We start from the raw sequence: 12,822 nt of genomic DNA, 5'->3' as shown, positions 1-12,822 counted from the left end.
CAGCCACCACCGTCACACCCGCATTCATCACTACAACCAGGAGACAAACCATGCCCGCCTTCCCATCCGCCACTTCGGCGCCCCACCACCATGCCACCCTGGCCCCGCAGCGCGGCCTGCGCCGCCGTGCGCTCACCACCGCAGCACTGCTGCTGGGCGGCGCCAGCGCCACCGGCCTGGCCTGGGCCCAGGGCAGCGCGCCCGCCTTTCCCAACAAGCCGGTCACCGTGGTCACCGCCTTCGCCGTCGGCAGCGGCCCCGATGCGGTGCTGCGCCTGGTGGCCAACAAGCTGTCGGTGGCTTGGAAGCAAAGCGTGACGGTGGACAACCGCCCCGGCGGCGGCGGCTTCATCGCCATCGAAGCCGCGCGCCGCGGCGCCCCCGACGGACACACCCTGCTGCAGCTGGACAGCGAACACCTGTCCGCCCTGCCCCACCTCTACAAGCAACGCAACTTCCAGACGTTACAGGTCTTCGACCCGGTGGCGCCGCTGTTCCGCACACCGTTCCTGGTTGCGGTGCCCACGCAGTCCCCCTGGAAGAACATGGGCGACCTGATTGCGGCTGCCAAGAAGGGCCAGGGCGCGGTGAGCTACGGCTCGTGGGGCGTGGGCAGCCCCGGCCACCTGGGCGGTGAGTGGCTGGACCTGGTGGACGGCACACAAATGACCCATGTGCCGTTCCGCGAGGTCAGCCAACTGTTCACCTCGGTTGCCAATGGCGACCCGGCCTGGAGCCTGGCCAGCATTCCCTCCAGCCAGGGCATCTACAAGGCCGGCAAGATCCGCTACCTGGCCGTGGCGGGCCCACGCCGCATTGCGCAACTGCCCGACGTGCCCACCCTGGCCGAGGCCGGTGGCCCCGCGCAGGTGGATGTGAACTCGTTCGTGTCCCTGCTGGCCGTCAAAGGCGTTCCTGCACCGGTGCGCGCCCAGATCCACGCCGATGTGCTGAGAGTGCTGCAAGAGCCCGAAGTGCGCGAGAAATTCAACACCTTTGCGTTCGAGCCCCTGTCGTGGTCGGTCGAAGAAATCCAGCGCCAGGCCGGGGTCAAGTCCGAGCAGTACAAGCTGCTGATCCAGAAAGCCAACATCAGCCTGGAGTGACCGCCAGGGGCCCTGCGTCTGCACAACCTGCCGAATGACCCTCGCGCCCGCCTGGGGCCTTGCACCGCACATACGGACGCGGGGACAAGGCCCCAGGCGGGCGCTGTGCCATGGGGGCCGCACAAGCATGCTGATGATGTGCAAATATGCAAAAACAAAGTGCAATTTTCTCTATTGCACCAGCAATTTCGCACAGCTAACATGGCGCAGTTCGAGGCACCTTGCCGCACCCCTGCACGCACTTTTTTCCAGGAGACACACCCCATGAACGCACCCACTTCCCAGGCCGTGCTGGCCCCCACCGTCAAGCTGTTGATCGGCGGCCAGTTCGTCGAATCCAAGACCACCGAATGGCGCGACGTGGTGAACCCGGCCACGCAAGAGGTGCTGGCCCGCGTGCCCTTTGCCACGCAGGACGAAATCAATGCCGCCGTGGCCTCGGCCAAGGAAGCGTTCAAGACCTGGAAGAAGACCCCCATCGGCACCCGCGCCCGCATCTTCCTCAAGTACCAGCAGCTCATCCGCGAAAACATGGCCGAACTGGCTGCCATCCTGACGGCTGAACAGGGCAAGACCCTGCCGGACGCCGAAGGCGACGTGTTCCGTGGCCTCGAAGTGGTCGAACACGCCGCCAGCATCGGCAACCTGCAACTGGGCGAGCTGGCCAACAACGTGGCCGGTGGCGTGGACACCTACACCCTGCTGCAGCCCCTGGGCGTGTGCGCAGGCATCACCCCCTTCAACTTCCCGGCCATGATCCCGCTGTGGATGTTCCCCATGGCCATTGCCACGGGCAACACCTTCGTGCTCAAGCCCTCCGAGCAAGACCCCATGGTGACCATGCGCCTGTGCGAACTGGCGCTGCAAGCCGGCATCCCCCCTGGCGTGCTGAACGTGGTGCACGGCGGCGAGATGGCCGTGAACGCCATCTGCGACCACAAGGACATCAAGGCCATCAGCTTTGTGGGCTCCACCAAGGTGGGCACGCACGTCTACAACCGCGCCAGCCTGAACGGCAAGCGCGTGCAATGCATGATGGGCGCCAAGAACCACGCCATCGTGATGCCCGATGCCAACAAGGAACAAACCCTGAACGCCCTGGCCGGTGCCGCCTTCGGCGCAGCAGGCCAGCGCTGCATGGCGTTGTCGGTGGTGGTGCTGGTGGGCGAAGCGCAAAAGTGGATTCCCGAGCTGGTCGAGAAGGCCAAGACGCTCAAGGTCAGCGCTGGTGTGGAAAAGGGCACCGACGTGGGCCCGGTCGTGTCGTGTGCCGCGCTGTCGCGTGTGGAAGGCCTGATCGAGCGTGGCATTGCCGACGGCGCCAAGCTGGAACTGGACGGCCGCAAGCCCCAGGTGGCCGGCTACGAAAAGGGCAACTTTGTGGGTCCCACGGTGTTCAGCGGCGTCAAACCCGGCATGGCCATCTACGACCAGGAAATCTTTGGCCCTGTGCTGTGCCTGTCGGCCGCTGCCGACATTGACGAAGCCATCGAGTTCATCAACAGCAACCCCAACGGCAACGGCACCGCCATCTTCACCCAGTCGGGTGCGGCGGCGCGCAAGTTCCAGGAAGAGATCGATGTGGGCCAGGTCGGCATCAACGTGCCAATCCCTGTGCCAGTGCCGCTGTTCTCGTTCTCGGGCTCGCGCGCTTCCAAGCTGGGCGACCTGGGCCCCTACGGCAAGCAGGTTGTGCTGTTCTACACGCAGACCAAGACCGTGACGGCACGCTGGTTTGACGACAGCACCATCTCGCATGGTGTGAACACGACGATTAGTCTGAAGTAACCCCCTGAGCGGCTGTGCCGCTTCCCCCTTTCTCTGCATCGCTGCGCGATGCGGAAGGGGGACGCCACCCGTGCGGCGGGGCGGCCCTTGCACGGTGGCACTGACCTGGGCCCCGCCGGTTTCAACGACTGCGCGCGGTGGTAAAAGCGGGGCATGCAAATTGATCTAACAACGATGCGGAGATGGTCCATGGTCTTCGGTGCTGCGTGCGCGATGCTGGTGGGTGCCAATGCCCACGCGCAGGCCGGTGCGGCCTGCAACCCCGGTGGTACCGTGGAAGAAACCAACGCCTGCGCCGTGCAAGCCTTCCAGGCAGCAGACACCGAGATCGCCATCCTCTACGGCGACGTGATGCGCGCGCTGTCGGCCCACGAGAGGCCCCAGCTGCGGCAGGAGCACACGGCTTGGCAGCGCGAGCGCACCACGCGCTGCAAGCAGGCCCAGCGCAGCAGCGAATCGCAACCCCAGTGGCCGCGCCTGTACCACGAGTGCCTCACGGCCGAGACCCAGGCGCGCCGCAAAGGCCTGATGCGCTGGCTGACGCTGGACCACCCGTCCGCCAAGCCCTGAGCAAGACCCCCAGAACAACAAGAACCGACGACGAGACAGAACACCATGGACTTTGAACTCACCGAAGAACAACGCGCCTTTGCCCAGACGGCCCGCGACTTTGCACAAGCTGAGTTCGCACCCCACGCCGCGCATTGGGACGAAGAAGGCATCTTCCCCAAAGAAGCCATCGCCAAGGCGGGCGAGCTGGGCTTTTGTGGCCTGTACGCACCCGAAGCCGCCGGTGGCCTCGCCTTGCCCCGCCTGGACGCCACCCTGGTCTTTGAAGAAATGGCGGCCGTGGACCCCAGCACCACCGCCTTCATCACCATCCACAACATGGCCACCTGGATGCTGGGCACCTGGGCCACACCCGCCGTGCGCGACCACTGGGGCCCGCTGCTCACCACGGGTGAAAAGCTCGCCAGCTACTGCCTGACCGAACCCGGCGCGGGCTCCGACGCCGCCTCGCTCAAGACCCGGGCCGAGCTGGTCGGCAACGAATACATCATCAACGGCGCCAAGGCCTTCATCAGCGGCGCAGGCAGCACCGATGTGCTGGTGCTCATGGCCCGCACCGGCGATGCGCAATCGGGCGCGGGCGGCATCAGCGCCTTTGCCGTGCCCGCCGATACGCCCGGCATCAGCTACGGCAAAAAGGAACAGAAGATGGGCTGGAACAGCCAGCCCACGCGCACCATCAGCTTTGACAACGTGCGCATCCCTGCCGACCACCTGCTGGGCCGCGAGGGCGAAGGCTTCAAGATCGCCATGAAGGGCCTGGACGGCGGCCGCATCAACATCGCCACCTGCTCGGTGGGCGCAGCCCAAGGCGCGCTCAACGCCGCGCAGCAGTACATGCAAGACCGCAAACAGTTTGGCAAACCCATCGCGAGCTTCCAGGCCTTGCAGTTCAAGCTGGCCGACATGGCAACGGAACTGGTCGCGGCGCGCCAGATGGTGCGGCTGGCCGCCAGCAAGCTGGACGCCGATGCGCGCGACGCATCCACCTACTGCGCCATGGCCAAGCGTTTTGCCACCGACGCAGGCTTTACCGTGGTCAACGAGGCCCTGCAACTGCACGGCGGCTACGGCTACATCCGCGAATACCCGCTGGAGCGCCTGCTGCGCGACGCACGTGTGCACCAGATTCTGGAAGGCACCAACGAAATCATGCGGGTCATCATTGCGCGGCGCATGCTGGATGGGGATGCCACCGAGGCCATCCGGTAGCTACAACATTCAGAGCTACTCAGGCATATTGCACTATCGCTATCGGCATTTTTTGCTCACACCATGCCCGCCCGCCCGCTGTCTGACGAAACCCTGCACCTGATCGACGCCGTGCGCACGGCGCTCGCCCACCGCAGCGATGTGGAGGAGCGTGCCCTTTTTGGAACGCACGCCTTCTTTGTGGACGGCAAGATGTGCATCGCCGTCAAGGGCGAGGAGCTGCTGGTGCGTTTGCAGCCGGAACGGCACGGCGAGCTGCAGGAGATGCAGAACACGCGCGAGCTGTCACCCGGCGGCGGGATGAAGGGCTACTTCTGGGTGGAGCCCAACGGCTTTTCCACCCGGGCGCAATGGAGCTTCTGGATCGACGAAGCACTGGCCTACAACCCGCACGCCAAGGCGTCACCGCCCAAGAAAAAAAGGGATGCCGCCAAAGCCCGGCCAGCTACTGCCAAGAAGGCCGCAGCAGCAGGCACGCGCGCGAAAAGCGCGACAAGCGCGACCACCAAGGCCGCCAAGCCCCTAGCCAAAAAGCCCGCGGCCAAGAAGCACAGCATCTTCGAAGCCGACGACTGACTCGCCCCTCCACCCTCCACCCGGAGCCCCACCATGCCCCTTCGCATCGTCCGCCTTGGCACCCCGCGCGCCGCTGGGGAAGGCACCCGCATTGGCACCGTGCGCCGCCCACCGCGCGGCGTGCCCAAGGCCGAGTTCGCCAGCCGCGACTACTACGACGTGTGGTACCCCCTGCTCTCCCCCAGCGCCGACCTCATGGCCCAGGGCCAGCAGGTGCCTACTGGCACAGAAGGCGACAAGGCTTGGGAGGCTTTCGCCAAGCAGTTCCGCAAAGAACTGGCCCAACCCGAGGCCAGCCGCACGCTCGATTTGCTGGCCGCGCTGTCGCACCACAGCGCAATGTCGCTGGGCTGCTACTGCGAGGACGAGGCCCGCTGCCACCGGTCGGTGCTCCGCGCCGAGCTGGCGGGCCGCGGAGCGGACATCACCGATTGATTTCAGATGCTTTTTGGGCTCAAGCGCCAGATAAATATGCGCTGGTAGCTATCAAATTCATATCAAACCCGCCCCCTTTTTCTTTCACCATCACAACGACATCCAGGAGCAACACAGCATGAAAATCGCATTTATCGGCCTCGGCAACATGGGCGGCCCCATGGCACACAACCTGCACAAGGCAGGCAACGAAGTGCGCGCGTTCGACCTCTCGCAACCCGCCCGCGACAAGCTGGCCGCAGACGGCGTGCCCATCGCCGCGGATGCCAAAGCCGCCGTGGCGGGTGCCGAAGTCGTCATAAGCATGCTGCCCGCCAGCCAGCATGTGGAAGGCCTGTTCCTCGGCGCGGGCGACCTGCTGGCCCAGCTGCCTGCCGGCACGCTGATCATCGACTGCTCCACCATCGCAGCCGCCACCTCCCGCAAGGTGGCCGAGGCCGCCAAGGCCAAGGGCGTGGCTTTTATCGACGCCCCCGTGTCGGGCGGCACCGGCGGCGCCATTGCAGGCACCCTCACCTTCATGGTGGGCGGCGATGCGGCCGACCTGGAACGCGCCCGCCCCGTGCTCGAAAAAATGGGCGCCAACATCTTCCACGCAGGCAGCGTGGGCGCAGGCCAGACGGCCAAGATCTGCAACAACATGCTGCTGGGCATCCTGATGGCTGGCACCAGCGAAGCCATTGCCCTGGGCGTAGCCAACGGCCTGGACCCCAAGGTGCTCAGCGAAATCATGCGCCGCAGCTCGGGCGGCAACTGGGCACTGGAGAAGTACAACCCCTTCCCCGGCGTGATGGAAACCGCGCCCGCCAGCAAAGGCTATGCAGGCGGTTTTGGCACGGACCTGATGCTCAAGGACCTGGGGCTGGCGCAGGAGAACGCGATGGCGGTGAAGGCCGCCACGCCGCTGGGGGGCATGGCTCGCAATCTGTATGCGGCGCACAGCCTGGCAGGCCACGGCGCGCTGGATTTCTCCAGCATCATCAAGATGGTGCAAAAGGGCTGAAAGCCAATACGCTGAGGACCAAGGACTGGGGGCGCTGCTGATCTTTGCGCCCCCTTCGTCCACCGGGGGCCTCACGCCGCACCCACCATGCCGACCTGCAGGTCGGCATTTTTTTGCCCGCTATTTCGCCACCAGGGTCTGGAGAAACTGCGCCTCAAACACCTCGGCAGGCACCGGCTTGCTCAACAGGTACCCCTGGATCTCGTCGCAGCCCAGCAGTGCCAGATGGCGGGACTGGTCCTCGGTCTCCACCCCTTCGGCGACCACCTTCAGGCCCAGCGAATGCCCCAGGTTGATGATGGTGGAGACCAGCGCCACGCCCTGCGGGCCCGAGGCCATGTTGAGGATGAAGGACCGGTCGATCTTGAGCGTGTCCACCGGCAGTTTGGCGAGGTAACTCAGGGATGAGAACCCTGTGCCGAAGTCGTCGATGGCGATGGTGATGCCCATCTCGCGCAGTGCATGCAGGCTGGCGGTGCTGTGCTGCACGTCGTCCATGACCATGCTTTCGGTGATCTCCAGCTCCAGCCCGGCGGCCGCATTGGCGTCGTGGGCCACGGCGTCGCGCACCTCGGCAATGAAGCCCCGGTGCCGCAGCTGCAGGAACGACACATTGACGGCCACCCGCAGGGGCGCCAGCCCTGCCTGGCGCCAGCGCAGGTTGTCGGCCAGGGCCTGGCGCAGCGCCCAGCGGCCCACGTCGTAGATCAGGCCGGTTTCTTCCAGAATGGGGATGAACTGCGCGGGCGGCACCAGCCCCCGGCGGGGGTCGTTCCAGCGGATCAGGGCCTCGGCCCCGGCGACGGCGCCCGAGGCCAGGTGCTGCTTGGGCTGGTAGTGCAGCACAAACTGGCCCTGCTCCAGCGCATCGCGCAGGCGCCCCTCCAGGCTCAGGGCTTCGGCCACGCGGGTGTTCATCTCCGAGGTGTAGAACAACAGGCTGTCGGCCGAGGCTTTGGCCTTGTTGAGGGCTGCCTCGGCGTTGCGCAGCAGGGTTTCTGCATCGGCACCATCCATGGGGTACAGCGCGACACCGGCTTTGGCGGCCATGCGTAGCTCGGTGCCGCCCAGCACAAAGGGCGCATCAAAACAGGCGCGCATCAGGCCATCCAGTGCCAGCGCCACCGCGCCCGCATCCCGCGCGTCAGTCACGGCGATGCCAAAGCTGTTGACGCCAATGCGAGCCACGTCGTACGCGTCGCCCGCCGCCTGCTGCAGCCTTTGCGCCACCTGCTTGAGCAGTTCGTCGCCCTCTTGGCGCCTCAGCGTGTCGTTGACGAACCGAAACCGGCTGATGTCCATGAGCCCCATGCCGAGCAGCGTCTTGGCGCCTTCGCGTGGCCGCAGGTGCTGGCCGCTGCGCTCCAGGAACAGGGTGCGGTTGGGCAGACCGGTGATGTCGTCGTAGTACGCCAGGTAGTTCAGCCGCTCTTCCTTGTCGAGGTGGTCCATGGCAAAGCCGATGTCGCCCGCCAGCTCGGTCAGCAGGTGCATCTCGTCATCGTCAAAGAACCCGGCTTCGTCGGCAAACAGGGCAATCACGCCCACCACCTCGTGCGCCACCAGCAAGGGCAACACGGCCATCGATGCTACGCCGCGCGCGGCCAGCTCCTGGGGGACGAGGATGCGCGGGTCGTTCTGAATGTCCTCACACACCACGGACTGCCGGGTGCGCACCACGCTGGCGCTCAGGCTTTCGCCCTCTCTCGGGGTTTCGCTCAGCCACAACCGGCGCCGCACATGCATGAGGAATTCCGCCCCGGCCCCTGCAAGTGCCACCGGCACCACCTCTTGCAAGGCGTGGTCCACGCGACCGATCCAGGCGATCTTGAACTGGCCGTGCTCCACCGCAATGCGGCAGGCCTCGCGGAACAGCTCGTCGCGCTGGCGCACACGCACGATCAGGGTGTTGATGCCGCTGAGCACGGCATACACCCGGTTCAGCCGCTTGATGCGCCGCTCGGCGTCGCGGCGTGCCGTGATGTCCTCACCCAGGGCCGCCACCCCCGTCACCTGCCCGCCCACGGAGCGCAGCACCGTGTTGTTCCAGTGCACCAGGCGCCGCTCGCCCGAGCGAGTCCGAATCTCGTTGTCGTAGTGCCAGGCCGACGGCCGGTCGGCCAGCACGTCGGCAAAGACGCTGCGCACATCGCCCATCTCGGGCGGCACGAACAGGTCGAACCAGTTGCGGCCAAACACCTCGTCGCGCTGCCAGCCCGTGAGCCGCAGCAGGTAGTCGTTGCAGTAGGTGATGCGGCCTTCACAGTCCAGCATCAGCGAGATCATCTCGACCTTGTCGAGCATGTCGTTGAAGCGGCGGTCGCTTTCGTGCAGTTCTTCTTCTGCGCGCTTTTCCTTGGTGATGTCCTGGATGGTGTTGAACCAGCGACCCAGCTCGCCCCGGCCCGCTTCGTCCTCCAGGGGCTCCATCACCTGGCGCAGGTACAGCGGCTGGCCATCGCCACGCACCACGCGGTAGGTGAAGTCCATGCGTGCGCCCTGGTGCGCCGCCTGCAGCGCGTGGCGGCGGAACATGTCGCGGTCATCGGGGTGCACCAGCACCAGCCAGTCGCGGGCCGAGCGGGGCATGGCGCTCTCGTCCAGCCCCAGCATGTCGGGCAAGGTGTCCAGCCAGCTCTCAAAGGCGCCGTCAGGCCCGCTGATGACGTGGGATATCTTGGCCAGCGCCTGGGCCCTGCGCAGGCTGGCCTTGTTGGCGCGCAGGGCATCCACAGCCCGCTGGCGCTCTTGCACCTGCACCTGCAGTTGCTCGGCGTGCTGCTGGATCTCCTGGTACAGGCTGCCGTTTTCGTAAATACGGCCCACCTGCGCACCCAGGATGGCCAGGACTTTTTCGTCGTCGGCGCTGAAGGCGTCCGCCCCCTGTTTGTTGGCCAGGCACAGCCAGCCGTAGGAGAACGACAGCGACACGATGGGCGCAATCACCGCCGTGTGCACCGGGGGATATCCGGCGGGCAAGCCCAGCGCCACGGGGTCACCCCCTGCATTAACAAGGCGGTGCGGCCGGCGTTCCGCCCGCAGCTGGCCCAGCAGCCCGTGCGACACCACGGGCAGATCAACAGGCCCGTTCTGCAGGGCCGGGTTCATGCCGCTGGTGCAGGTGATGGCGCCGTCGCTGTACTTGCGCACCACGCACAGCACGGCGTACTGCGCGCCCACCAGCTCGCGGGCGCCACGGCACACATTGGCCAGCAGGACCTGCGGGTCCCGCTCTGAGGCCAGCTGCAGGTTCAGGTCGGTCAGTGCGGACAGGCGCCGGTTCATGGCTGCCAGCTCGGCCACGTTGCCGGTGAGCTTGTCCGTCATCAGCTGCAGGTGGCGGGTCTGAAAGCTGTGCTCCAGCGCCACCGAGGGCTGGTGGCGGATCTGCGTGAGCGCCTGTTCGATGGCAGCCAGAATGTCTTGCGGCTCGCAGGGCTTGAACAGCACCTGGGTCACGCCGCAGGCCTCGGCCAGACGCAGGGCCTCTTCCTCCTGGTAGTGCGCGCTGCAAAAGATCACCTGCGTGGCCGCCAGGCCATGATCGGAGCGCAGCTGCCGCACGAACTCAAAGCCGTCCATGGTCGGCATCAGGATGTCGGAAATCACCAGGTCCGGCCGCTCGGCACGGACCAGGGCCAGCGCCTCGGCGCCATCGGCCGCCTCCAGCGCCTGATGGCCGCTGTGCCCGATGAGCGTGACCACCAACGCGCGGTTGGCGGGGAGGTCATCAACGACGAGGATCTTTGCCATGCTGTACGTGCTGGGGGTTCAACCTGATTGAGGGGGTGTTTGCCGGGCACTGGCCAAAAACGCCTCGATCTGCTGCACAAAGGTCTCGGGCGTGATGGGCTTGGACAGGTGTTCATTAAAACCGACTTCGAGGGCCTTCTCACGGTCGCCCGGCATCGAGAAGGCCGTCACCGCGACCAGAGGCACCACCCGCCAGCGCGGGCTGGACCGCAGGCCCCGGGCCACTTCGTAGCCGTTCATCACGGGCATCTGCAGGTCACACAGCACGATGTCCGGCCCCTCGGCCAGCGCCAGGTCCAGCCCCACCGCACCGTTTTCGGCGGCCAGCACCCGGTGGCCGGCAGCTTCAAGCAGATAGGTGACCAACATGCGGCTGGCGTCATCGTCCTCGATGACCAGAACGGTGGCGGGATGGGTGGTGGTGGTCGTCATGCCACATGCTCCGGCAATTGCAGGGTGAAGGTGCTGCCCAGGCCCTCGGTGCTGTCAAAACCCAGCGTGCCGCCCAGGGCCTCGGCCAGCTTGCGGCTCAGGTGCAGGCCCAGGCCCGTGCCCTCATGGTGGCGGCGGTCTGCACTTTCTACCCGCGAAAACGCCTCGAACAACCGGGGCTGCTCCTGCAGCGGTATGCCCGGGCCGGTGTCCTGCACACGCAGCTGCACCGCGCGGCCGGTGGGCAGCTGCAAATCCTGCAGCACCACATCCACCCGCCCCTGTTGCGTGAACTTGATGGCGTTACCCACGAGGTTGATGAGAATCTGACTGAGCGCACGCCGGTCGGTGAGCAGCAAGACATCGACCGGCGGCGTGTGCACCGCAAAAGCCAGGCCCTTGCGCCGTGCCTCCATTTCCAGTGTGGCAGACACTTCTTCGATCAGGGTCTTGCAGTCCACGGGCTCCAGGTTCAGCGTGACCTTGTTGGCGCTGAGCTTCGCCACATCCAGCAGATCGTTGATGAGCGACAGCAGGTGCTTGGCGCCCGTCTGCACGATGCGCAGCTGCTTTTCCTGCTCGGCATTGAGAGGCCCGGGCAGCTTCATGAGCAACGTGCCGGTAAAGCCGATGATGGCGTTGAGGGGCGTGCGCAGCTCGTGGGACATGCTGGCCAGAAAACGGTCTTTCACCAGGGCCGCGTTCTCCAGCTCCAGGTTCTTGTCACGCAGCACCTGCTCGATGCGCTTGCGCTCGGTCACATCGCGGATGGCACTGGAGACAAAGAGGCCCTCCTCCGTCTCCAGCGGGCTCAGGCTGATCTCGACCGGGAACTCGCTGCCGTCCTTGCGCAAGCCGTGCAGCTCCAGCCCTGCCCCCATGGAGCGGGTGCGTGGTTCGGCAAAAAAATTGCGCCGGTGGTCGGGGTGCCGGGCGCTGAAGCGCTGGGGCACCAACAACTCGATGGGCTGGCCCAGCAACTCGTCGCGGCTCCAGCCGAACAGTTTGACCGCCTGCGAGTTGACGAGGACGATGTGCCCCTCGCGGTTGACGATGACCATGGCGTCCGGCGCGGCCTCCAGCAGGTCCTTGAACTTCTGATCGGCGCGCTTGCGGTCGGTGATGTCGCGGATGGCGCTCATCACCATGGTGCCCTCTTCGGTGTCGATGGGGCTCAGGCTGATCTCGACCGGAAACTCACCGCCGTCCTTGCGCAGGCCATGCAGTTCGAGCCCAGCCCCCATGGTGCGAGTGCGCGGTTGGCCAAAAAAGCCGCTGCGGTGGCCCAGGTGGGCGCCGCGGTAGCGGTGGGGCAGCAGCACCTCTACCGCCTGCCCCAGCAGTTCGGCACGGGGGTAGCCAAACACCCGCTCGGCCTGGGAGTTGACGAGCACGATGCGCCCGGTCACGTTGACCATCACGATCGCATCGGGGGTGGATTCGAGCAAATCGCGAAACCGCGCCTCCAGCAGCTTGGCGTCGCGCTGCACCTTGAGCTGCGTGACATCCTTCTTGCTCGACAGGAAGTACAGCACCTGACCACTGGCATCGCGCACGGCCTTGGTCGATACATTGACATGCACCAGCGAGCCGTCCTTGCGACGGCGCACCGCCTCCTGCACCGAGGTGCCCAGGCGCAGGGCCTCGGCACGGAAAAGGTCTTCTTCGTGCGCGCGGCCCTGGGGCACGATGAGGTCGAGGACGGAGCGCCCTTGCACTTCGGCCTGCGAATACCCAAAGATCAGCTCGGCCGCCGGGTTCCACTCCAGCACCACGCCCTGGGGCGACAGCACCAGCAATGCATCGGGGTTTTGCTCCCAGTACGCGGCAGAAAATTCAGTCGCCATGCAGCCCTCTCGCTCCGGGTGGGGCTGAATCGCGGTGCTGGCTATGCCTGGGTGCGCCCTGCGTTGGCCCCGGTGTCGGTGTTTTTGGTGTGGGTGGTGA

At 65.9% G+C, this 12,822-nt stretch carries 10 protein-coding genes; 7 read left to right on the top strand and 3 right to left on the bottom strand.

Features of this window, described 5'->3' with window-relative positions; genetic code table 11:
• Nucleotides 1-50: 50 nt before the first annotated feature.
• The 7 genes from ACODSU_RS03425 (at nt 51) to mmsB (ending at nt 6,690) form a co-directional block, all read left to right on the top strand.
• The gene (locus ACODSU_RS03425) at nt 51-1,106 is read left to right on the top strand and encodes a Bug family tripartite tricarboxylate transporter substrate binding protein (protein ID WP_488840098.1); all 1,056 of its coding nucleotides are present in this window, start codon (nt 51-53) and stop codon (nt 1,104-1,106) included.
• A gap of 264 nt (nt 1,107-1,370) precedes the next feature.
• On the top strand, nt 1,371-2,894 hold the full coding sequence (locus ACODSU_RS03420; RefSeq protein ID WP_291444726.1) for a CoA-acylating methylmalonate-semialdehyde dehydrogenase: 1,524 nt from the start codon (nt 1,371-1,373) through the stop codon (nt 2,892-2,894).
• 189 nt (nt 2,895-3,083) lie between these two features.
• On the top strand, nt 3,084-3,464 hold the full coding sequence (locus ACODSU_RS03415) for a lysozyme inhibitor LprI family protein (RefSeq protein WP_488840096.1): 381 nt from the start codon (nt 3,084-3,086) through the stop codon (nt 3,462-3,464).
• A 45-nt stretch (nt 3,465-3,509) separates the two neighbouring features.
• The gene (locus tag ACODSU_RS03410; protein WP_488840094.1) at nt 3,510-4,676 is read left to right on the top strand and encodes an acyl-CoA dehydrogenase family protein; all 1,167 of its coding nucleotides are present in this window, start codon (nt 3,510-3,512) and stop codon (nt 4,674-4,676) included.
• 63 nt (nt 4,677-4,739) lie between these two features.
• Nucleotides 4,740-5,252 (top strand): TfoX/Sxy family protein, encoded by a 513-nt coding sequence (locus ACODSU_RS03405; RefSeq protein ID WP_488840092.1) that lies wholly within the window; start codon nt 4,740-4,742, stop codon nt 5,250-5,252.
• A gap of 33 nt (nt 5,253-5,285) precedes the next feature.
• Complete coding sequence (locus tag ACODSU_RS03400) at nt 5,286-5,687, top strand: DUF488 domain-containing protein (RefSeq protein ID WP_488840090.1); 402 nt, start codon at nt 5,286-5,288, stop codon at nt 5,685-5,687.
• Nucleotides 5,688-5,787: 100 nt separating this feature from the next.
• Nucleotides 5,788-6,690 (top strand): 3-hydroxyisobutyrate dehydrogenase, encoded by a 903-nt coding sequence (mmsB, locus tag ACODSU_RS03395; protein WP_488840542.1) that lies wholly within the window; start codon nt 5,788-5,790, stop codon nt 6,688-6,690.
• Nucleotides 6,691-6,810: 120 nt separating this feature from the next.
• Here mmsB and ACODSU_RS03390 read toward each other — a convergent pair whose 3' ends face one another.
• From ACODSU_RS03390 to ACODSU_RS03380, 3 genes are read right to left on the bottom strand one after another with little or no spacing between them, the layout of a single operon-like run.
• Nucleotides 6,811-10,443: an EAL domain-containing protein gene (locus ACODSU_RS03390; protein ID WP_488840088.1), complete on the bottom strand. Its 3,633-nt coding sequence runs from the start codon at nt 10,441-10,443 to the stop codon at nt 6,811-6,813.
• 18 nt (nt 10,444-10,461) lie between these two features.
• Nucleotides 10,462-10,875 carry a response regulator gene (locus tag ACODSU_RS03385; protein ID WP_015014235.1) on the bottom strand — a complete coding sequence of 138 codons (414 nt, stop codon included), beginning with the start codon at nt 10,873-10,875 and terminating at the stop codon, nt 10,462-10,464.
• On the bottom strand, nt 10,872-12,722 hold the full coding sequence (locus tag ACODSU_RS03380) for a PAS domain S-box protein (protein ID WP_488840086.1): 1,851 nt from the start codon (nt 12,720-12,722) through the stop codon (nt 10,872-10,874). Before ACODSU_RS03380 ends, ACODSU_RS03385 begins: the two co-directional genes overlap by 4 nt.
• Nucleotides 12,723-12,822: the final 100 nt, after the last annotated feature.

It is taken from the genome of Acidovorax sp. FG48, from assembly GCF_057809085.1.
Note: the sequence above shows the minus strand (reverse complement) of the source record. Positions and strands in the feature narration are given on the sequence as shown.

What these genes read in the sequence shown, in the direction of transcription:
- ACODSU_RS03420 (WP_291444726.1), top strand. Translation starts at nt 1,371, where the DNA reads ATGAACGCACCCACTTCCCAGGCCGTGCTGGCCCCCACCGTCAAGCTG.
- ACODSU_RS03425 (WP_488840098.1), top strand. Translation starts at nt 51, where the DNA reads ATGCCCGCCTTCCCATCCGCCACTTCGGCGCCCCACCACCATGCCACC.
- ACODSU_RS03405 (WP_488840092.1), top strand. Translation starts at nt 4,740, where the DNA reads ATGCCCGCCCGCCCGCTGTCTGACGAAACCCTGCACCTGATCGACGCC.
- ACODSU_RS03380 (WP_488840086.1), bottom strand. Translation starts at nt 12,722, where the DNA reads ATGGCGACTGAATTTTCTGCCGCGTACTGGGAGCAAAACCCCGATGCA.
- ACODSU_RS03390 (WP_488840088.1), bottom strand. Translation starts at nt 10,443, where the DNA reads ATGGCAAAGATCCTCGTCGTTGATGACCTCCCCGCCAACCGCGCGTTG.
- ACODSU_RS03415 (WP_488840096.1), top strand. Translation starts at nt 3,084, where the DNA reads ATGGTCTTCGGTGCTGCGTGCGCGATGCTGGTGGGTGCCAATGCCCAC.
- ACODSU_RS03385 (WP_015014235.1), bottom strand. Translation starts at nt 10,875, where the DNA reads ATGACGACCACCACCACCCATCCCGCCACCGTTCTGGTCATCGAGGAC.
- ACODSU_RS03400 (WP_488840090.1), top strand. Translation starts at nt 5,286, where the DNA reads ATGCCCCTTCGCATCGTCCGCCTTGGCACCCCGCGCGCCGCTGGGGAA.
- ACODSU_RS03410 (WP_488840094.1), top strand. Translation starts at nt 3,510, where the DNA reads ATGGACTTTGAACTCACCGAAGAACAACGCGCCTTTGCCCAGACGGCC.